This window comes from Vibrio sp. 779(2023), from assembly GCF_033344285.1.
Classification (GTDB): domain Bacteria; phylum Pseudomonadota; class Gammaproteobacteria; order Enterobacterales; family Vibrionaceae; genus Vibrio; species Vibrio alginolyticus.
In genome coordinates, this window is record NZ_JAWPOM010000013.1 from 115,659 (window position 1) to 136,300 (window position 20,642).

At 41.3% G+C, this 20,642-nt stretch carries 16 protein-coding genes; 1 reads left to right on the plus strand and 15 read right to left on the minus strand.

Annotated elements, in window-relative coordinates; all coding sequences use genetic code 11:
* The 15 genes from tssG to tagH are packed head-to-tail and all read right to left on the minus strand — an operon-like array spanning position 1 to position 18,098.
* Positions 1-966, minus strand: coding sequence for a type VI secretion system baseplate subunit TssG (tssG, locus tag R8O70_RS16720; RefSeq protein ID WP_206952889.1), 966 nt, complete (start codon positions 964-966; stop codon positions 1-3).
* Complete coding sequence (gene tssF / locus R8O70_RS16725) at positions 963-2,786, minus strand: type VI secretion system baseplate subunit TssF (RefSeq protein ID WP_206952886.1); 1,824 nt, start codon at positions 2,784-2,786, stop codon at positions 963-965. The genes tssG and tssF overlap by 4 nt, the downstream gene beginning before the upstream one ends.
* Positions 2,783-3,247 (minus strand): type VI secretion system baseplate subunit TssE, encoded by a 465-nt coding sequence (gene tssE, locus R8O70_RS16730; RefSeq protein ID WP_017635621.1) that lies wholly within the window; start codon positions 3,245-3,247, stop codon positions 2,783-2,785. Before tssE ends, tssF begins: the two co-directional genes overlap by 4 nt.
* Positions 3,248-3,254: 7 nt before the next feature.
* A complete protein-coding gene (locus tag R8O70_RS16735) occupies positions 3,255-4,049 on the minus strand; it encodes a type VI secretion system accessory protein TagJ (protein WP_017635622.1) in 795 nt (264 codons plus the stop codon).
* 10 nt (positions 4,050-4,059) lie between these two features.
* Complete coding sequence (gene tssC, locus R8O70_RS16740; RefSeq protein ID WP_053303680.1) at positions 4,060-5,571, minus strand: type VI secretion system contractile sheath large subunit; 1,512 nt, start codon at positions 5,569-5,571, stop codon at positions 4,060-4,062.
* A 52-nt stretch (positions 5,572-5,623) separates the two neighbouring features.
* On the minus strand, positions 5,624-7,117 hold the full coding sequence (tssC, locus tag R8O70_RS16745; RefSeq protein WP_042520999.1) for a type VI secretion system contractile sheath large subunit: 1,494 nt from the start codon (positions 7,115-7,117) through the stop codon (positions 5,624-5,626).
* Entirely contained in the window at positions 7,117-7,647 is a 531-nt protein-coding gene (tssB, locus tag R8O70_RS16750) for a type VI secretion system contractile sheath small subunit (protein WP_005375949.1), read from the minus strand. Before tssB ends, tssC (R8O70_RS16745) begins: the two co-directional genes overlap by 1 nt.
* 15 nt (positions 7,648-7,662) lie before the next feature.
* On the minus strand, positions 7,663-8,778 hold the full coding sequence (tssA, locus tag R8O70_RS16755; protein ID WP_017635624.1) for a type VI secretion system protein TssA: 1,116 nt from the start codon (positions 8,776-8,778) through the stop codon (positions 7,663-7,665).
* Complete coding sequence (locus R8O70_RS16760; protein WP_258623697.1) at positions 8,771-9,565, minus strand: PP2C family protein-serine/threonine phosphatase; 795 nt, start codon at positions 9,563-9,565, stop codon at positions 8,771-8,773. The genes tssA and R8O70_RS16760 overlap by 8 nt, the downstream gene beginning before the upstream one ends.
* Before the next feature lie 9 nt (positions 9,566-9,574).
* On the minus strand, positions 9,575-10,270 hold the full coding sequence (tagF, locus tag R8O70_RS16765) for a type VI secretion system-associated protein TagF (protein WP_318184272.1): 696 nt from the start codon (positions 10,268-10,270) through the stop codon (positions 9,575-9,577).
* On the minus strand, positions 10,252-13,770 hold the full coding sequence (tssM, locus tag R8O70_RS16770) for a type VI secretion system membrane subunit TssM (protein ID WP_206952884.1): 3,519 nt from the start codon (positions 13,768-13,770) through the stop codon (positions 10,252-10,254). Before tssM ends, tagF begins: the two co-directional genes overlap by 19 nt.
* A 16-nt stretch (positions 13,771-13,786) precedes the next feature.
* Positions 13,787-15,079 carry a type VI secretion system protein TssL, long form gene (gene tssL, locus R8O70_RS16775; protein WP_167416000.1) on the minus strand — a complete coding sequence of 431 codons (1,293 nt, stop codon included), beginning with the start codon at positions 15,077-15,079 and terminating at the stop codon, positions 13,787-13,789.
* Between the two features lie 11 nt (positions 15,080-15,090).
* Positions 15,091-16,416 carry a type VI secretion system baseplate subunit TssK gene (gene tssK / locus R8O70_RS16780; protein WP_258623701.1) on the minus strand — a complete coding sequence of 442 codons (1,326 nt, stop codon included), beginning with the start codon at positions 16,414-16,416 and terminating at the stop codon, positions 15,091-15,093.
* 21 nt (positions 16,417-16,437) lie between these two features.
* Positions 16,438-16,893 carry a type VI secretion system lipoprotein TssJ gene (gene tssJ / locus R8O70_RS16785; protein ID WP_017820223.1) on the minus strand — a complete coding sequence of 152 codons (456 nt, stop codon included), beginning with the start codon at positions 16,891-16,893 and terminating at the stop codon, positions 16,438-16,440.
* Positions 16,894-16,904: 11 nt separating this feature from the next.
* Positions 16,905-18,098 carry a type VI secretion system-associated FHA domain protein TagH gene (gene tagH / locus R8O70_RS16790; RefSeq protein ID WP_005375931.1) on the minus strand — a complete coding sequence of 398 codons (1,194 nt, stop codon included), beginning with the start codon at positions 18,096-18,098 and terminating at the stop codon, positions 16,905-16,907.
* 312 nt (positions 18,099-18,410) lie between these two features.
* On the opposite strand from tagH, the gene R8O70_RS16795 reads away from it, so the two are divergent.
* On the plus strand, positions 18,411-20,561 hold the full coding sequence (locus R8O70_RS16795) for a serine/threonine-protein kinase (RefSeq protein WP_258623704.1): 2,151 nt from the start codon (positions 18,411-18,413) through the stop codon (positions 20,559-20,561).
* Positions 20,562-20,642 lie beyond the last annotated feature (81 nt).

A 20,642-nucleotide genomic window follows, 5' to 3' on the forward strand; every position in this document is an offset into this window, starting at 1 on the left:
TTAAATAGTAATTGTTATAGTTCGATCTTTTGTACGTTCGTGTTTTTTAAGCACAGAACCAATACCTAACTGCCCCTGCTGTTTCGATAAACAAGCTTGTGGTAGCAAACTATGTTTGGTGGTGAGCTGCCACTTCAGTTGTTTATGTTTTCCAATCAACTCATAAGCAGCGTTCTTAATGATTGCTATATTGGGTTGGTTAGGAAGCAATTTACTAACTAGCTGTTTATCTTTTGGCAGAAATTCTATTGTTGTCCCCGCGTTGATGTTCCATGCTTTCGAACCCAAAGACGCTCCTAAACCAAGTTGAGCAAACTGCCCTTCAGGCATAGTTCGGGATGCAAGGCGTGTTTGCTCTTCTTTCGTAAGGTGTAACCATTGTCCTTGAAATTCATGAACTTTTACTTGGCATCCAGATAAACATTCAAGAATACTTTTTAGTCCACCTTTACTTCTCACTGGTGAAGCAAACACACCACCATAGTGCCGGGACAGTGAACTCCCTTTCCCAGTTAATGCCGATTTACAGCTTTCTAACGGCGAACGCGCGCCCTGCGCATGCGCACGAGACTGAACAGTCAGCTGACTCAATTGCCAACATCGATAATAAAGAGATAATAAGCGATGATTGAAAATATCGTAGAAGTCCACCATAGCCGTATCGCCTTCTTTTTGGCGATGTAAAGCTAATTCACTATAGTGCTGGGGAAGCACACCTTGCTCACCCGTTAGGCCTATTAAATTGGTCTCAATCTCTAACTTGTTGTCATCTATATTTTTCAGTTCACAAAGCTGAGCATTTTCAAAACCTAATGATGGATTAACCTTTAAGTTTAGCTTTTCATGCTTCGGTAACGCATCTGTCCCTATTTGCGCCTCTGCTTGCAGAACTTCGTGTTCAATAAGATGAATCGCTTCAAACAATGGATGTTGCTTTAATTCTCGATAAAATTGTTCTGCGCTCATAGCAACACCTTATCGCCAGTTAATGCGGGCCATAAGTGGAAAGACTTTCCCGTGGACTTAAGTCTTATTTCTAACTGCGTAAAAATGTTAATTTCAGCATATTGCGAGAAGTAAACAGATAAAACACTACCTAAGAGAAAGATCTGCTCTTTAGGTAAAATTTGATCAGAAACCGTCAAAGTAATTTTTATACCGTGCGCAAATCCAACTTTGCCTTTCTGACTAATTCTTCCTGTAGTCGGCTCAAACTCTAACTTAGTTAAAGCATCGATTACCGCTTTCGTTTCTGCTGTCCCAGAAAATGCATAGAGATTAAGGGTCTGCTTCAAAGTTGCTAAACCATCTTCCTCGGTAAAATGGTTTAAAGTTAAAAGCTTAGTTAACTGCCATCGTGTGCTTTCATCCATTTCTGGCCGAATAGTTTCTGATAAAGAAACTAAACAACGAACAGATTCGAAATTGTCATTTACCTCCGGTAAAGATACTTGCGGCAGCCCACCTCCAAATGGAAGTTTCTGCGCTAAGTTGCGGTTACAGCACTCAGCTTCCACGTACATTAACCAGTTTTCCCGGCTATCCGGGCTGAACAATTGATGTTTTTTATCAACAAAAGAAATGTAAGTTTCTCTACCTGGCTCATCATACCCACCAGCCCAGTTCTTATCCTCACGTCTCATCAACCAATAAATCTCACTAGTGTTCGTATAATGCGTGTGCTCACCAGCGTGATAACATGGCAAATTGTGGTACGTTTTGTTCCAGTTTCTCAACGTTACGTCAGAAATTGAGACAACCTCATTACTTTCAGCTTCTTGGTATTGTGGAGACAAGTGGTAATCGTATTCAGTTGGTAGAATACGCTTAGGCTCCATAATACTTTTAAATAAGTTGATCACAGGCACACAGCCTACCATTAAGCTTTCTTCGTCCACTTGCTTTGGAAGCCAGTCGTCGTTGGTATCAAAGTAAAAATACAGTTCGACTTGCTCTCTAAGATCTAGCTCTGATAATCCAAGTTCGGTGATATCAAAGAACATAAACTTCTCAGGAAAGTGTAAATACTCAACAAGTAATCTTGCTCCTGAAAAGCTTCTTTTACTGTATGGCACAACTTTCTCATCTTCTGAAAATCCCACTTCAGAAAGATGTCTTTTGGTTAAAGGACGAACTTCTTTGCCATCCACAACAACAGATAAACCAATTAGGTTTTGAAACAGCATTTGGTAGAGCTTAAAAGTCAATTGAGATTGACCGTTTAAATAGAAGCGCAGCCGTTCTATCCCCATTTCACCAAGAGGAGTCTCTTCATCTTGAGCCGTGAGCTGTACTTTCAAAACTGAATGAGCATTGCTTTCCCATCGTGAGCCAACTGGCTTGAAAGGCGCATTTTTAAAAACGCCAGAGGTCACATCAACAGGATACATTCTGACCGGATAACAAGTTCTAAACTCGCATTCATGATATCCAGTAGCACCGATAACAACTCGCTCGCCTTCTTCTACATCAAAATGAGAGGAAGTGGAGTTAGAACAGCTCATTTTAATGACTGACATTGACGGGATTGGGGCGTGAAAATCCGGATATAACTGTCCCATCAAAGACTCTGTAAACTGAGGGTAACTATTGTCTAAGCTTTGTCTAATCCTTGCTGTTAGAAATGCGCAGCCTTCTAACAATCTTTCTACGTGTGGATCGTCAACCTGTTCCTCACTAATACGAAGTCTCGCGGCAATCTTGGGATACTGCTCACCAAACTCTTGCCCTTTGTGACGCAAATAAGCTAACTCGCGATTATAGTACTTGAGAAACTCTTCACTCATTTTGCTCTACTCAGTTTCATACCTAAATTTACCGGCTCTACTTCAGAATTGAATCGCACTTCATGAATACTGTTATCAATTAAGCAAGTGGCATTTATCTGTAACCTCAATACCCTATCAATAGCGTTTTTCTCGTCCGAAATCTGGACATGAGGGTTCCTTAACCTCGGCTCAAACTCTTTAATTGCATCATGAACGATGTCGCAAAGCTGATTCTGCCCTTCTTGGCTGCTATAGGGCATTGAGGAAAAATCTGGCAGCCCATAGTTCAATATTGAATAACGAACCTCTAGAAGATCATCAGGAATATTTTTCCATCCAATACGACTATTCAGCATCGACTCTAGATCTCTAAGTAAGCTGCTCAACATCTGTTGCTGGCTTGCAGGGAAGTCTTTCTCATCTCGAGTGAGAGGATCACTATCTATCAATTTGTCGAGCAGAGAAACGGTTAACGACATGATATTTCTACGCTATTTGTTTCTGTTCTAATAATGTAGTCAAATCACAGATTGGAAGCGCTGAGTCACCGACTAACCAACATTTTTGACCCAAGCCAACAAAAGATTCTTGCTCACCAATCTGCTTCCAATCCGTTTCTCGACCTAACTTTTGCGCATCGGTCTCTGAGTCAACATATGTCAACGGCATATGGCCTTCGCCTTCACCAAGTCCATCGATATCAAACTCGACAGGTCGCCAAATACTCTCTAACAAAGAAGTAGGTGCTTTAACTTCTAGCGTATGGATGCTCGATATGGGTACAAGAAAATAGTTACCTGCTGTAGAAAACAGTTCAATGTAACCACCTAAACGATCATCAATATCTCTAGCATCTTCGTAGTTTGTGCCGTTTACGTTAAACCCTTTAATAGTGCGATGCTCTTCAATGCGATGCGATAGACGTGACGCTTCTTCGTACTCTTGATTTCCGAGAGCAAGATTAAATCGAACAAGCTCTTTAGTTAATTCCTCATCACCTAATACTTTGGCACTAGCCGCACCATTGATAAAATCCTTTCTAGCTTGAGCTGCTTTCACTAAATGTCGTAGCTGACTTGCACCAGGCAGATACTCAGGAAACAATTTAATCGATTGCATGAGCTGAGCGTCCGCACGCTCGAAGTCCCCATCAATGCAAAGAAGCTCAATGAAGGAACTTCTCAAGCTCGCATCTTTAGGGGTTGCTTTAATTTCATCAATTAATTGCTCTAGAGCGTGTTGCAATAGGCCTTGGGACAAAGCATTTTTCCATTGAGTCATTGTTATTTCCTTACACCATGTGCTCTGGTGATAATTCGGTAATTAATTTAATGCTAGATACCATTTGATCGAGTTGAAAATGCGGTCGCAAATGGATAACTGAGTAATAATGTCCAGGAGTTTCTCTTTTCTCTCGAACTGTAATTTTCGCTTCATTTAGGGGGTATTTAGCTCGAAGCTCATCAGACGCTTCATCTGATGCGGTAGTGTACTGATGTAACCAGCGTTGAAAGTCACGCTCTAGGCTTTCTGCGTCTTGATACCCACCAATTTTGTCACGCCCCATAACCTTGAGATAATGTGCGACTCGCGATACACACAATGTGTATTGCAACATCGATGTCAGTTTTGCATTCGTTGAAATATGCTTTTCTGCGTATTGTTTGGGCTTGTAGAGAGATACATTCGAGGTCATCCCTACCATATCAGTCTCAGGTATTGGAGAAATAGAAATAAAACCGCACTCAGACAATTCTTGCTCTTTTCTCTCAGTGATTTTCAAGTTTAACGGACATCTTTCACGATCATTCTTGCCATTAACACGCATCGTGCTCCTTGTAGGAGCGACGATAATACCCTGACTGTAATCGCCTTGTTTAATCCCTCGCATATGCGTGAACCAACCATGTTCCTGAAATGCTCTAATTGATACAGCAGCAAAACAGTACGCACTACTCCCCCATAGCAAATCTCGGTTGGAGTCGTAGATGTGTTCTTGAAAATTGAATTTATCATTCCGCGAGCCATCACTTTTGTATGGCTGACGGAACAAGACGTTAGGTGCAGTCAAACCAATAAATTTAGCGTCATCGTTATCTCTCAAACTACGCCACTTTGCATAATCTTCCTGTTCAAATTGGGCTGCTATATCTCTTATCGCAGAGAGTTGAGCGAAACTATCAACACCAAACATCTCTGGCGATGCAGACATGATAAATGGGCTGAATGCTGCAGCTGCAGACTGAGAGATCTTACTCAACACAGACAGATCTCTATCAAAATAATTTTTACTAGGATCACAGCGAAGCTGATAATCTCCAACCACCACACCAAAGGGTTCTCCCCCTGCCATGCCATATTCATTTTGATAGAGCAACTTAAATAGTGCTGATTGGTCAAACTCGATGGCTTTTAAAGCATCTTTACTGATTTCATTCCATGTCGCCGTTAAAACCTTAACTTTTACAGAGTCCGATGAACGAGAATCAACCTGTTCACATAAATACCTAACTCCAACCCACCCCCTTTCGAGCTGTTGAAACTCAGGATGATGTAATATTTCATTTAGTTGAGATTCTAATAGCTCATCAATGCGGTTAATTGTGTTCATCACACTATGACGAAAGCTGTCCAAATCTCTTGAACGTGTACCTTCTAGCCAAATTCGCGCTGACGCTACAAGATCAGAAGATTCATTGAATCGAGTCAACCACGGGCTATCAAGTTCAGCATAGCCTCCGGTACTGAACTCATGTTTTAGCTTGCTAGGGTCGCGAAAGTTAAGTGACACTGCTAATTCCATCTAGAACATAAAGATTGGTCATGGCTGGCCTTTCGACCAGCCAATTCATTTCTTATCCACCTGACTGAGGGATTTTTGCCACAAGTCGCAAAGATGTGGTCAGTTCTTCCATTTGTAACCAAGGCTTCAGCCATGCTACGGCATTGTAAGAACCAGGTGCGCCAGGAATTTCCTTAACCTGAACACGAGCGTCTGCTAGAGGGTATTTCGCTCTGATCTCTTGACCACCGCCTTCAGAAGCATTGACGTAACCTAGGATCCAGCGGTTCAGCCAAGACTCAACGTCTTCTGCTTCCATAAAGCTACCAATTTTATCTCGAGCCATTACTTTCAAATAATGCGCAAAACGAGATGTTGCCATCATATAAGGTAGGCGGGCAGAAATGGCCGCATTGGCCGTTGCTTCAGGGGATTCATGGTTCGCTGGTTTTTGACAGGTTTGCGCACCAAAGAACACTGCATAGTTGGTGTTTTTGTAGTGACAAAGCGGTAAGAAACCAAGCTTACCAAGCTCCGCCTCACGTCTGTCGGTAATACCAATCTCTGTTGGGCACTTCATATCAGGGTCGCCATCATCACTCATGAAGAAATGCGTTGGCAAGTTATCCACTCGACCGCCGCCTTCTGCACCACGGATGGCAGTACAAAATCCATATTTTGAAAATGCGTCGGTTAACTTAACACCAAGAACATACGAAGAGTTCATCCAACAGTAGTCGTTATGTTCAGCGTTAACAGCAATACCTGAAACAGGATCTACTTCGAACTCTTCAAACCCAAACTCTTCGACTGGAGCGGTAGCTTGTCCGTATGGCAAACGAGCAAGGACTTTTGGCATCGTCAGACTAACGAAGCGCGAATCGGCACTCTCGCGGAACGAACGCCATTGGGCGTATTCTAGTGATTCAAATACCTTATCTAGGTCGCGTGGTTTTGACAGCTCAGTCCACTCATCAAAGCCGAATAGTGCTGGTGAAGCCGCGGACAAGAATGGAGAGAAGCCAGAAGCCGCTACATTTGACATTAGGCGTAACGACTCAATATCTTCTGGGTGGTTGGTAAACTCATAGTCTCCAATCAATGCACCATACGGTTCACCACCAGCACTACCAAACTCAGACTCGTAAACCTTTTTAAAGATCTGGCTTTGATCAAACTCAACAGCTTTGCTCAAGTCTTTATGTAGTTCTTTCTTGGTCATACTCATCATGCGAACTTTCAGAGTAGAACTGGTCTCTGAATTCATCACTAGATAATTTAAGCCGCGCCAAGAACCTTCGAGTTTCTGTAATTCTGGGTGATGCATTACTTCAGACAACTGTTCAGAAATCTGCCTATCGAGCAAATTAATCGCTTCACGAAAAGTTACTGTTAGGTTTTTGTTCCAAGTAACTGTCCCTTTCATTGCTTCTTCAGCGAGCGTTTTAATCAGCTCCTCAGCACGAGAAGCTTCGGTCTGCTTAGTCGCACCAATAGCTTGATCTAAGAATGAAGTTGTCTGTTCATTAACAGTTGGATCTAACTGTTTTTCAGCTTCAGTCGTCATTATTCCGCTCCTTCAGTACTGTCTGACTTCGCTTTCTTGCCAAGATCTAACTCGCCTGCAAGTCTTGCCAGATTGTCTGTATTGTTCAAAACATCCTCTAGGATATTTTCAAGCTCTTCTGAGCGGTCAACTTTTGTCATCAAATCACGCAGTTTATTACGCGTTTCCATCAATTGGCGTAGTGGATCAACTTGATTTACGATCGCAGCAGGCTCAAAGTCTTGCATTGATTTAAAGTTTAAATCGACCTCAAACTGTGAATCGTCATTCGCAAGCTTATTCGCAACTTTAAACTTCACCGATGGATTCATTTTTTTGAGTACATCGTCAAAGTTATCTCGATCGATCTGAATAAAACGGCGGTCTTTTAATGGCTTCAACGCTTCTGTGTTTTGACCAGCGAAGTCACCCATTACACCTACAACAAAAGGCAGTTCTTTCTTAAGAGTTGTACCTTCAGTTTCAACATCATAGGTAATGTGGACACGAGGCTTCCGTACTCGTGATAGTTTCGAGTGGATACTCGTCATACCATTCTCCCTTTATTAATTTTCATTTTGTTCTGCTATGCCAACCAAACGGAAGTAGCTTTTCTTTGCATCCCCGTCGGAGATAAGTTCCGCCAGTAACTCCGGCAGAGGCATCCCACACCAACGAATGATCTGTTCGATGGAGTAAGAAACTGGTGAGTGAGGTTCACTCTCTCGGAAGAAATCAGCTACTTGCTGCAATTGTCTAATTGCCTGCTCTCGTGATTTCATGTTTGTCGCTAATAATGCATCACAACTTTGTGCACTTAACGGTTGTTCAGAAGAAGATTCATCAAGATCCTCTAGCTCTTCAATCACTGCTTGTGGTTGATTAAAACGATCTCCAAGAAGGTGCTTTAATGCCGAGTGTATTGATTCAAGTCTTTTTGATATATAAGAGCTAGGAGTCACATCACCGACCGCTTCATCTAATCGCTGACTGAATTCATTAAATGATTCCGTAGCGAACTCCAAATCCGTGATTAATTCTCGATAAAACGTATCAGAAGTCGACTTAACCGTAGTTGTAATTTCAGATAGCTCCACAGCCCCAAGCTCGACTCGATTTCGGCGCTTATCTTCGTCTAAGCGCTCAAGCTCTATAGCTTGCTGATATTCCCAATAGGCATAAGCTTGCTCCACGCCTAAGTCAGTCAATGGTATACAAGCAATTGGAAAAATAAGTGTTCCTTCACTATCGATACCATTGAGGCCAATAATCGCCGATATTCTTGTCTCAATACCATCTTCATCAGGCATTGGGTACAGATCATCCCAAAAGTTCTCAATTAAACTGGTTGCGAGTTTGTAGCCAACGCCCATACCACGAAAACCATACAATCGAGTTAGGGCTTCTATAAGCCAGGCAACAAATTCCAAATCTTTAGACTGATTCGTGAGTATTTCTGGGACATCTTCAATAAATACTCGCCATAAATTACTGTGGGTATAGATACTTTCTTCTTCTATAAGAGCATTACGTTCAGCGTTGCGGGCGGCCATACGCTGATCTTTCAACCGATAGTAAGCAGACTGTGGTGATACATCCTCTCTAGGATCAACACCTGTAGGATTTTCTTGAGATATAGGAGCCAACGCTTGTTCATACCAATCAAACATTTCATTACTCATAAGCTCTCCCTCTTAGAAAGACAGGTATTGTTGCGTCTTCTCTAGTTACTGTTTCGCACTCCGTTTGCGCTTGGCGAACTTTGATCAAAGCACAAGTTACGTTATCACTTGCGCCCCGAACCAAAGCCGAATGCATGAGCGCTAATCCAGCTTGGTTGACTGAGTCTGCATACAATGTCCGATGAATTTCATCACTCGTAAGTTCCTTAGAGAGCCCATCGCTACAGAGTAAAAACTGATCGCCGTCAGCCAACTGCCCTGAAACTTGATCAATAGTGACACTTTCGTCGACCCCAACAGCTCTGGTAATAACATTTGCAAGAGGGTGAGATTCGGCATCTTCAAATGCCAATAAGCCCTGATCCACTAAGTCCATGACTTGACTATGATCACGTGTTTTTTGGACAAAATTACCACTTCTAAGCTGGTAAATTCGGCTATCACCCACCCAAAGACAGTGGTAATACCCATCCTGAATAAACAACAAAACAAGTGTTGTTCCCATCGTTTTACCGTCTAAGTGATTTTGTGCGTATTGGTAAATTTCTAAGTTCGCTTCTTGAACCACTCTTCGGATATCATCGATATTAGTATTGGAGACATCCTGCATGTGGCGCGCGACTCTATCCACTAGCATCTGGCTTGCTATATCGCCAGCACTGTGTCCACCCATTCCATCGGCAACCACCCAAATATGCTGTTCTGCCATATCCAACAGAGCATCCTCGTTATAAGGGCGTACTTTTCCTGCGTGCGATTTAGCAAAGGTAAAATAGTTCCAATTCATTCTTCTATCCTACCAATTCCACTTTTTCCAACCGCCATCAAGCATGGCTGAAAACTGACCAATTGAAGGAAATCCACTCGTAATGAACATGCATGGTTCAACCTTCGTTGAACCTTCAGTCCACCAAAAACATGGTTTACTCAATTTTTCTTTAATGAGGTAATTCAAAAGCGTGTTTTGATCAGTATTGCCGTCATCATGAAAAACTGTAGATATTTGGCTTTGATAAAGAAACTCCAGAGACCTCACTTCACTTGTTACATTCGCAACGAGGTCATTTTTTTCTTGAGTACTCTTATGCCAAACATCAAAGACAAAGTCGTCCTCAAGTACCGAAAGAGCAAGAGTTGCACTGTCCTCCGTCCAAGCTCTGTCACTCCAATATTGCGCAGCTTCACCTTTTACGGCACGAGCTATAGTAAAGAAAAAGTATCTACCGCATGCATCAACACTAGGAATCATGCTACCAATGTAGGTTGAGTCTTCTAAATAACTAATATCCAAAGCAAAGTGCCACACAGGAGCCGTTAAAAAGTGCTCATTCCAGCTTTCGCCCAGTTGTTCCCTGCTGACTGCAATAACCGCCTGTTGCCAATCATGCCAACGCTCCGAGAAATCTTGTGATAAACCATCTTTCACAAAGTCCCCTTTTGCAGGCATTTTACCGATATATCCCCAGCCTGATGTTATAAGGTTCGTGGACATCTGAACCTCTCCATTTCATTTGACCAAAACGGATTAATGGCACTAGAAGGAATAAGCTCTAGTTGCACCTTGTTTCCCTTTAAATCAATCATAACTATATTGTCTTTACGCGATTCTGGCCTTGCTTTAAGTGATTGATCCAAAAGCTTGAATATGCCCCACTCACCTTCATAGGTATGCGCAATTTCGCGTTTAGATTCAGGTGGTGTGAACACAATTCGAGTCTGATCTTGACCGGCAGGCCAACTCAACGATTTAGCTCTTGCTGGTCCATGCTTATAAACCAAATCTTGTCCACCCAACTCTAAGACAAATCGAGTAATGTGCTGGTCTAGATAAACAGGCTTCATACCAAACTCTACGCGTAATGAATTATCAGATTCAAAGAAAGACTGCCTGATACGTTGCGCTCTTTGAAAGACCATTAGTGTTTCTGGACGAACTCCAATTTCCTTTTCTAATCGCCAACGACTTTTCGAAGTATCCACAAACGGTTCGAGGTATTCTTGGAAGAATGCGTCAAGCGTGCCCCCATAACCAAAGAATCGCTTAAAGTCTTTCAATCTGACTTCTCTGCTCGCATTGGGCTCGAATGGATATCTGCCAGCAATAGTCCGCTGATAAGGGCGCACCACTTGTGTTACCCAAAGTTGATTTAGATGATCCTTCGAACCGCTCTCCGCAAACTTGACCGACTCTTGAGAAAGCTCACCTAGCCATTGATTAAATGGTCTCGGCAAAAGTTCTTTAGCACGAGCAAAGGAAGCTGCGACATCTTGTGTAACGGTTCCATCTAAAATACTTTTGTAGGCAATTTTCTGATTGTTACCAGAGCTTGATAAGTCACTTAAATACGAACGCAAGTTAATCATTGCTTGTTGAATATCATCAAAGTCTTGCTCACCAAGGCGTAAAATCTCTGAGAAATGTGATTCGACTTCTTTACCTGGCAGAGCAACATTGAAACCGTTTTCTTCAGGTAAATACATGTCTAGTCTATCTGCCGTATTTGAAAACTTAACTTTGGCAACTTTACCAGCAACTTCAGAAGCGGCTTTTTGATTTTCTGACAATGATACTTTTGATAGAGCAACCTCTTTTTGGATTGCTCTCAACAAAGATTCGATTGGTCTTTCAACTCCAGATAAAACCCTCGCTTGCTCTGTCGCAAGTTCTAGGCTCGGAGCCTGCTTCAATTGAATATCTTCGATCAACGTTTTCCATTCATTAACATAATCTTGATAGTATCGAGACTGAACGCCTTGGATGGCACTATCTTGATCAATTTCATGAGCCTTAAGATCGTCACCATAAACCCAGTTCTCTTCCATTAGGCTTTTTACTGTACGGTTGATCTGAATCTGAAAAATGCTATGAAAACCATTGTACGTGTAGAAACCCGAAATGCCTTGTGATAGCGGTTTTCCACTAGCTCGCTCGAACTGCTCAAGCCCTTTAGGTCCCAATACATCAGTCAAGCGAAATGAAGGTACATGACTCTTAGAAAATTGTATTTTCATTCGCTGATAAGCACGTTCAGGTAGAGACATTTGAGTCAACACTTCTCGAGCACTCGTCACGGCAGCAGTGTTGTAAGTAAAGCCTTGTCCATCGTTGCCTAATAAATATTGAGTGTGCTGTAGCAAGCGTCTTCTTAAGTCTGCGTTTAGCTCACCCGGATATTGACGTTCGAAATAAAAGTTAAACCAAGCCAACACTTCATCTTGTTGATATTTGTCTGGATTGAATAACATCAAATACGTTTTTAACGTTTCGTACAAATACTCACGATGCTGTTGATTGCTCTCCATTTCTGACACCAGGCTATCAAGAAGCAAAGGGGCGAAATATTGGGTCAAAGCATCAGAATATGCATTGTTTGCCGCCTGAGATACTTTGTCTCCTTGATAGAGACCAAACCTCTTTACAGAGTCGGCATCACCGTAGTTGCTTTGCTTTCCGAGAGGAAGCGTCATCAACCTATCTAATGTTTCTACAGCTGAAACAATATCCGCTTCAAAATCTAAACTTTGAGCGCCAATCAGTGCATCAATATGGCTAGCTTGTTCATTGGTATCGACAATTAACTGTGAGTTCCACTTATAACTCATAAACCAAAGCGCAGAAGCTCCTAGCAGTAGCGTTGTACATCCAATGTAAACACCTCGACGCATCCAACCTGACTGCTTTTGATAGTGACGATTAACTGTTCCTAACAGTTGCTCTTTGAAAATAACCTTGTCAAAAAGATTCTTTACGAAATAACTATGAGAACCAGTCTGACTCTTTGCTAGAGCTAATCGATTTAACCCAAGTCCATTGGTTGATTCATTCATCAGCTTATCGACTGGTAAGCCTTCTTGAACCGAACTCAACATAAACACACCACGAATCAAGGCAGGCTCTTCAAAACTGTTTTGTGCAAAAATTTCAGCTAAAAACTCGTCAAGATTAGCTTGTAGCACTCTTAATTGCTTTGGAAATTCAAAGATAAGTGCGCGTTTATCTAAATCGTCCTCAGTTTCAAGTATTCTAAGCATACGGGCATCAAGACGCTCCAACATGCCATGAAATTCTTTGTTGAATAGAGAAATAACGCCTCTTTCATCATCCACTTCACGAGGGAACATGAAACCAAATAATTCCTCTCGCTCTTCCTTACTTAAATCGGCAAAGAACTCATTGAAACCGGCAACTAAATCCATTTTGGTGAGCAATACGTAAATCGGAAACTGCATGCCTAACTGGTTCTTCAGTTCTTGAAGTCTCGACTTAATTGCTCGAGCATGAAGACTTCGCTCGGTTCGAGTCTGAGACATCACGCTGGCTAAACTTATCGTAACAATCGCACCATTAATTGGTCTTTGCGTTCTATACTTTTTCAACAATCCTAAGAAACCATGCCACGCTTTAGAGTCGACCTTTTCTTGACTGTCTTGTGTCGTATACCGGCCTGCCGTATCTATAAGAACTGCTTTATTTGCAAACCACCAATCACAGTGGCGAGTGCCACCTACACCGGCAATAGAGTCAGAGCCAAGGCTGTCTCCTAATGGAAACTCTAACCCCGACTGCTTTAATACGGTTGTTTTCCCCGTTCCAGGAGGGCCAATCAACACATACCACGGTAAGTCATACAAGCTTCTCTTGCCTTTGTGTGTTTTCGTCACTACTTTGACAGCTTGCTCAATACGCTCGCGCATTAAGTCAATTTCACTTGCTGCTTCTTTATCTGATTGGCTATCAACCTCAAGCAACGTTTGAATACTTTCGTCTTCTTTCACCTTTTGCTTATGCTGCTTGGTAACGTTAAATATCGCCCAAAGCAACACCAACACTAGAATAGTGACTAGCCGTTGAAAGTCACTCTTTAGGGGCTCATATCCCGCTATCGCAATAAGTGGACCAACAACCCAAATGAAAATAGAACAAGCAGCGACACCGATAAGACCGAGAAACCATCTTTGAGTAAATATTCTGCCAATTTCTTTAATACGCATCTCTATCTACCTATTATTAATTCGCGACAAGAAGGTCGATTTCAATCCGGCGGTTAATAGCTCGGTTTTCATCACTACTGTTTTCAACTAATGGTCTTGCATCCCCCAATCCCTCGGGTATCACTCGCCCTTCTAATGCACTATTCGAGATCAGTTGTTCAGACATAGCAGTGGCTCGAGCTAATGATAGGTGCCAGTTCGAGGGATATTTACTCGTGAAAATAGGCCTATCGTCGGTGTGACCAGTAACAATGATCTTGCCTTGGGTCGACTCCAATGTTCTCGCAAGCTTAGAAATAACGGGTTGGATGTAAGCGACAACATCAGCACTACCTGATTCAAATAGATCTTGAGACTTTAACGAAATTCTTACCCTGTCTTGCAGCGGCTCAACATTGATTAGCCCCTTACCGATCTCAGTTGCTAGATACATTGAAATCTTTTCTGCAATTGGCGCTGATTTTGATTCTGACGTTGCATCTTGGTTAAGCTGTTGCGGTTGAATCAAATTGACTAATTGAGAAAAGGTGCGATTGGATGCCTTATTTAGCTCATAGCTAAAATACATATATATGCAGACCAATAATGCCGCCGTTACAGAACATACAACCCAAAGAGGGGCTCTATCAGAAGCCTTTGAGCCATTCAAAATGTGTTGGTCGATACTATTACTTAGCTCCTGAGGGACTCCTCTCCCATAAGACTTAAGAGTAGCAATAACCTGTCTTCTCAATTTCCGGTGCGATTCCAGTCCATTTTTTTCTAAACGGTATTGACCCAGAAACCCGAGAGATAAGCACACATACATTAGTTCAAGCAAATCTAAGTTCGCATCTGGTTTCGCCATGCACTTATCAAGATGCTTAAAAAACGCTTCCCCACCTTGACTGCTAGCATAGAAGGAGCTAAGTAATGAATCGTGACTCCAGAATGAATGCCCACCCCAATTGGTGTTAAGGACAACTTCATCTAGTGAACAGCATAAACAATAACGAGCTGTATCAATGGTATCCAAATCAACGTCATGCTGACGTAATCGGTTCTCATAATCTCTAAGCTTTTGTGCCAATGTCTCTTTTAGAAACAACGGATCGGAATGAGTCGCTGTCGACCGAATTTGACCGATAATAGATAACAGGCCATTCGCCTCTGCTAGTAGAGAGTTACTCCCATAAGCGACCACTGAATCATTGTTCACCAATTCAGGGCTTTTTGAGATAACTACGGTATTATCCACAGACTTTTCTGATTGTGGTTTCGATGCGGGTGCTCTTCCACCCGGTGTTGGTTTTACTATCGTTTGTTCCATACAGAGCGCGCCTATTGATTAATACTCCAAAGCTCAAGTTCAGCATTAGGAAAATGCCCTGATAGGTGAAGCGCAATACCGCCACTATCTTTTAGCCTCATCCAAAATGGCCCTTTCTTGACAACTTCGAAATAGACATAGCCCGTTTGGTAAGGAATCTGTCTCGGGACGACACTCAACGGCACTACGTTTATACCGTTGATCTGATTATTAATTAGATCGCGAATCTGTTCTGCCGGGCCAAACTTGAGTTGCGCTGGGACCAGGCGTCTTATTTCATCTGTTGTGGTATCTGCTTTAATTGCTAGCACAAATTGGCATGACTCAAGCAAGCGTTTATCTGGAAGCGGCGTCACTTGAATACCGTATTGGCGAGGCTCCAACGGAAGTTTGGTCGCAGTTTGGTCAAGAACAACACTGAGGTACTGACTGAGTATCTGATTCAACTCGCTATAAACACTTGATACATCTAAGTGATCATACGCAAGCAAACTTGGGACTCTTTTAGTTTTATTAGAAAAAGTGGCTAACTCACCAATGTAACCTTTAAGTGTCGTCGCTAATTCCAGTGGATGTAACCTATCTAACTCACTGAAATGCTTTAACTTCGCCTCATATCGGTTCAACATTTGGAGCATGATGAAATCAACAGCAGATGCCGATGCAGATTTGCCCTTAATCAAGCGCTGCGCAATAACGTCAGCACGCATCTTTGTCATCGCGATAACGTTACGTAGATAAGCTGACATAACTTTATCGCTCAGGAGATTGATAAGCGGAGGAACGTACTCATCGTCTAGTATAACTTCCCCTTCAGGAGTTACCTCTTTGATCCTTAAGATAGGTAACTCCACATAACCCGCTAATTTGTCATTACTCGCTTTCAACTCTAGGTTAAGGGCTGCAACTTGGATGGTTTCTTCATCTTGTCCTGTAAGGTTATCTATCACGTCGATATCTTGAAGTACATAACGAGAAACGATCGATTCGCTTACATCCGAAACGTTTTTACCTGTAACACTTGAAAGAGGGAGAGTTATTTTTACTAACGTATTTTCAGTGTTTTTATCAATAAGTAGAGGCGAAACTGAATCGTTGGATATTAACGTATTAACCAACGTCATATCTGGCAAAACAGCTTCAAGATGCTCAAGTTCAATAAGACCATCTTTTAGCGCGTGTTTTTTTACTCGACATTTCCAAACTCCCCAATTGTAAGTCCCACCTAACTGATGTAAGCCCTTGAATTCTTGAGAGGTTGCGCGTTCTTGTTGTTGGAAGTGCTGGGGACGTAAAAACATTCCTTCGCACCAAGCCGTCTTGGAGTATTGCGTCATTTATAATTAGCCAACTAAACGTTATTTAACGACCAAAGACAGATCTTCTAACAATACTTGATATGTGTTGTAACCGGTCTTATCCACTTTAATGACTTGTCGCCAATTTGAGTTTTCAATATCTCGAAACGCTACGACAATGCCTAAATATTCTGTCTTTGGAGACATACTTGCTTGATATGTTTCTTTCTGACCTGGAGTTAATGAAACTTCATATTTATTCACTAAATCAGGTCCTAAGACTTTTTCACTTTCTTCATAAATAGAAAAAAAGTCCTGGCTTTCGAAAATGGTATTTGACGTTAATTCAAATACATACACCACTACAGGAGAAGGCCTGCCGTTTGAATCAGGATTAATGTTATGACTTGCTGCTATTTCTAAATCTGAGTATGGATCAACAACTAGGTTCGCTGCTGAGCACCCAAATAAAGCCATTGAAATTAATAACAAAATATATTGGTAAAACTTTTTCATCACCCTAATTCCTAGCCTTTGTTTTTTAATGCTAATTCATAGTGCTTAGCGAAGTCTTCTAAATAGAACGGAGACTCTTTATTGATAATATCATCGGATAGCTTTTCATGAATATCCTCAAACCTCTTCCAACTTTGAGCATATTTCCTAGCTGGAATAACCTTATTAATAACCGTGTCTTTCGCTAAAGCATCTGAGTATATAGAAGTAGGTTCAACAAGTGACATAACACTCGAAACCGTACCTTCAACACCTTTCATTAAGGCTTGCTCATGACTTTCGATGTCATTAAATGCTTCTTTAATGGCTGCATTTGGCTTTAAGAAGCTAGCGGTTTGACGGTTATATAGGTTATGAATCGCATCTTCTAGGTTTGCAGAAAACTTTAAAGGGTTATTTTCTGACTTACGAAATGCGGTATGACTAAGTCGATTTGTTTGTTTAAACACTGCTCTGTTATGCAGTGTTTCCATTAAACCAACTAGCATCAAAGAAAATGACTCCCCCAGTTGTTCGAACCATTCCTCTCGGTTATCGCTGGGAATCATCATTGGATCTATACCCACCCCTCTAACAAAAGCCGCAAGTTCACCCCCATTGGTATCAAAGTTGGGAGTCGATAGGTGTTCTGATTGTCGGTTAACTTTCGGTAAAGTTTCAGATACGGTGCTCTGTTTTTCGGGCTTTGGGATATCAATAAAATCATCGACTAAACCAATATCTAGCTGAAAGTCAGAAGGAACACTTTCGTTTAAGAGTTCACTAGCACTAAGGCCTAGGTCAACAAATTCTGCTTCCGATGGACTTGAGACTACTTCAGGGGGTGCGCTAGAAAGACTTTTACTTGTCTCAAGACTGAATACATCTGTATCTGTTTGAATAGAAACTGAAATTTGATAATCCCCTAAGCTAACCATATCGTCATCGCTTAGTGCTATTTCATTTCCTTGACCCACAGGAGTTACAGCATTATTTACAAAAGTACCATTAGTTGAGAGGTCTTTTATCAAGTATTTGTCACCAAACTTAATCAGTTCTCCGTGGGTTCCGGATACCACTCTTTCAGGATCTGGTAGTGTCCAATCACATTGTTCAGACCTACCAAATGTAACCTTGGCATGTTCATCACTTGATTCAAACACGAACTCACTCTCAATCTCTGGAGTAAATTTGTGAAAACTTGTTATGGTTAAAACCAACTTCATGTAAACCTCGCCAAAGACCTGCTAGATATTATTTTTAATTTTATTATTAACTGCTTTCTTATTAACAGTAAGATTAATAAAAATCTTAATACTGCCATTGAAAATCATGCACGGAATAATGAATCATTTTTTTATCAAAGCAATCACGTATTGTTCAACAATTTTAATTATCCAACCAAGTTCAAATTTTTGACACTTAGACTTTCATCAATAAAAAAACGAATGTTAGTTTGGCCGAGAAATTCTAACATAATGACTTTTCATTGAGCAGAAAGGCATATATTCCCCCATCATTTATACGGAGTTCTTGTGATGGAAGACAGTAATAAAAACAATTCTATAAATAACGAAGAAAGCGGAGATAAAACTAAAATTGTAAAGACTCAAAAACGAGACAATGCAATTAAATCAACCAAACTCACTAATAATGAAACCTCCGTTAAAAATAAAAATGAAACAAATACAAAACTGTCTCAAAAAGAAAACACTCCGTTAGTTAATAAGAAAAAAAACAATAAAGATGACTCATTAAATAATAACAAAGATGTTATTAACGAAAGCTTAATAGGAACGACCGTTAAAAATCGGTATGAAATTGAGTCGGTTATTGGGCATGGTGGGCTTTGCGATGTTTACTTAGCTAAAGATAAGATTCTTGAATCTTCAGGTTCAGAAACACCCTACGTTGCGTTAAAAATATTACAGAAAGAGTTTGCTTCTCAACCAGAGACTGCACGCATGTTAATACGTGAAGCTCAACAAACTCAAAGGTTAAGCCACCCTAATATCATTAGGGTTTTTGATTTTGGTGTTGATGGCGAAATATACTTTTTAGTTATGGAGTATATTAACGGAGAAACATTAGAGAGTTTAATACAGCGTTCTAGGCCGCATGGGCTGAAGTTTAATGCAACTTTATCAATCCTAAATCAGGTACTCGATGCACTCTCATATGCTCACTCTCTTGGTGTAGTGCACGCCGACCTAAAGCCCGCTAATGTGATTTTAACGTCTGAGGGTAACATTAAGTTGCTTGATTTTGGTGTATCTAAAACTCATCAATTAAAGCAGGATCAATATGCGGCTAAACGTAAATCCGAAAATGTTGAAACGCTTGGTTATACTCCCAACTATGCATCACTCAACCTGTTATCCGGTAAGGAACCGAACTTAAGCGACGATATGTTTGCTCTATTTTGTATTGCTTACGAGCTATTGAGTTGCAAACACCCTTACGCAAGAACTCCAGTTAATGAAGCTCTCAAAAAGAAGATCAAGGTCTCTAAACCAACTAACATGCCTGCATCTAAGTGGCCAATATTTTCAAGCGTATTTTCAACTGGCATCATTCCGAACGAGCTGACCCCTGAGCAGTTGAAACGCAAATTGAATATACGCTATTGGCCTATCGCTAGCGGCGCGGCAGCGAGTATATTATTAGTTAGCGGCATTGTATTTGGTTATCAGCAGCAACAAGAAACCATCACCAATTTGGAAACCGTTATTAGCAAGCAAAATGATCAAATTGCCGGACAAGAGTGGCAGCTTGATACGCCAGCAGAAAAAAGTTTGGCACTGATTGATAGTGAAAAAAGCTTACATCCAGTCGTTAAGGCTGGCTTATTACGCTTACACAAGACCTATATTCTCAGCGAGTTTGAATCTGAAATTGATCAGGTTTTGAATTCTGATGCCAACAACTACCCGAATTATGATGAAATTGAGTCCATACTTGATAAAGCAAAAACCTACTACCCTGACTCACATAAAATAGAAGTTCTTGCCTTAGATATTCAGTCAAGCAAGCACTCCACGTTACTTTCGATAGCAAGGCAAATCAACAGTCAACTTGAAAAGTCTCGGTACAGTAAAGAAGATGGCAGTAAATCCATCTATGAGCTCAAGGATGAGTTAAATCAGATTCATCAAGGTTATCCTTTCACGCCAAGTTCGTTATCTAGCGATGTTTTCGGTCAGCACCTCACTGAAGCACTCCAAAAGAAAGACGCAGCTGCACTTGTTGCTCTTATTAAGGTTGGGAACACCTTCTTTTCAAACGTAGAAGAGCATCAAGAGAACTTACAGATAAGTAATGCGATGAAAGATGCAGTGCTGGAAATGAAATTATATGAGACAGCGCTAGATTCCAACAGCCCTCTACCGTTTCCAGAAGATGCCGCTAGAATCCTGTTCCAAGAAGAGTTTGAAAACTTTTATTCTCGCCTAGAAAAGGCAAGGACGACAACTCATCTCGATAACTTGGTGAAGGATGTGGATCTGTTCTCGAAAAACTTTCCTATTGGTTTTCAGGATGTTAACGATTTAAGATTCAAAACTGCTGATAAATACTTACGCTTCTCCGATATACTACTTAATAAGCGAAGGACTTCAAGCGCAAGACGCGCTATGAAGAAAGCCAACGAGCTTATGAAGCAAATAGAACAGGACTCTAAGCAAAGCTAGTAATGTAAATTACCACCTTCTAAAGAAGGTGGCTTTGTGTGAGCCCCCTAAAAGGGGGCCTTTGTTTAGTCCAGCGCCAAT

Coding starts and splice junctions, on each gene's coding strand:
- tssE (WP_017635621.1), bottom strand. CDS start 3,247: ATGTCGTTAACCGTTTCTCTGCTCGACAAATTGATAGATAGTGATCCT.
- R8O70_RS16735 (WP_017635622.1), bottom strand. CDS start 4,049: ATGACTCAATGGAAAAATGCTTTGTCCCAAGGCCTATTGCAACACGCT.
- tssG (WP_206952889.1), bottom strand. CDS start 966: ATGAGCGCAGAACAATTTTATCGAGAATTAAAGCAACATCCATTGTTT.
- R8O70_RS16760 (WP_258623697.1), bottom strand. CDS start 9,565: ATGAATTGGAACTATTTTACCTTTGCTAAATCGCACGCAGGAAAAGTA.
- tssK (WP_258623701.1), bottom strand. CDS start 16,416: ATGACGCAATACTCCAAGACGGCTTGGTGCGAAGGAATGTTTTTACGT.
- tagF (WP_318184272.1), bottom strand. CDS start 10,270: ATGTCCACGAACCTTATAACATCAGGCTGGGGATATATCGGTAAAATG.
- tssB (WP_005375949.1), bottom strand. CDS start 7,647: ATGACGAGTATCCACTCGAAACTATCACGAGTACGGAAGCCTCGTGTC.
- tagH (WP_005375931.1), bottom strand. CDS start 18,098: ATGAAGTTGGTTTTAACCATAACAAGTTTTCACAAATTTACTCCAGAG.
- tssM (WP_206952884.1), bottom strand. CDS start 13,770: ATGCGTATTAAAGAAATTGGCAGAATATTTACTCAAAGATGGTTTCTC.
- R8O70_RS16795 (WP_258623704.1), top strand. CDS start 18,411: ATGGAAGACAGTAATAAAAACAATTCTATAAATAACGAAGAAAGCGGA.
- tssF (WP_206952886.1), bottom strand. CDS start 2,786: ATGAGTGAAGAGTTTCTCAAGTACTATAATCGCGAGTTAGCTTATTTG.
- tssL (WP_167416000.1), bottom strand. CDS start 15,079: ATGGAACAAACGATAGTAAAACCAACACCGGGTGGAAGAGCACCCGCA.
- tssC (WP_053303680.1), bottom strand. CDS start 5,571: ATGGAATTAGCAGTGTCACTTAACTTTCGCGACCCTAGCAAGCTAAAA.
- tssC (WP_042520999.1), bottom strand. CDS start 7,117: ATGACGACTGAAGCTGAAAAACAGTTAGATCCAACTGTTAATGAACAG.
- tssJ (WP_017820223.1), bottom strand. CDS start 16,893: ATGAAAAAGTTTTACCAATATATTTTGTTATTAATTTCAATGGCTTTA.
- tssA (WP_017635624.1), bottom strand. CDS start 8,778: ATGAGTAATGAAATGTTTGATTGGTATGAACAAGCGTTGGCTCCTATA.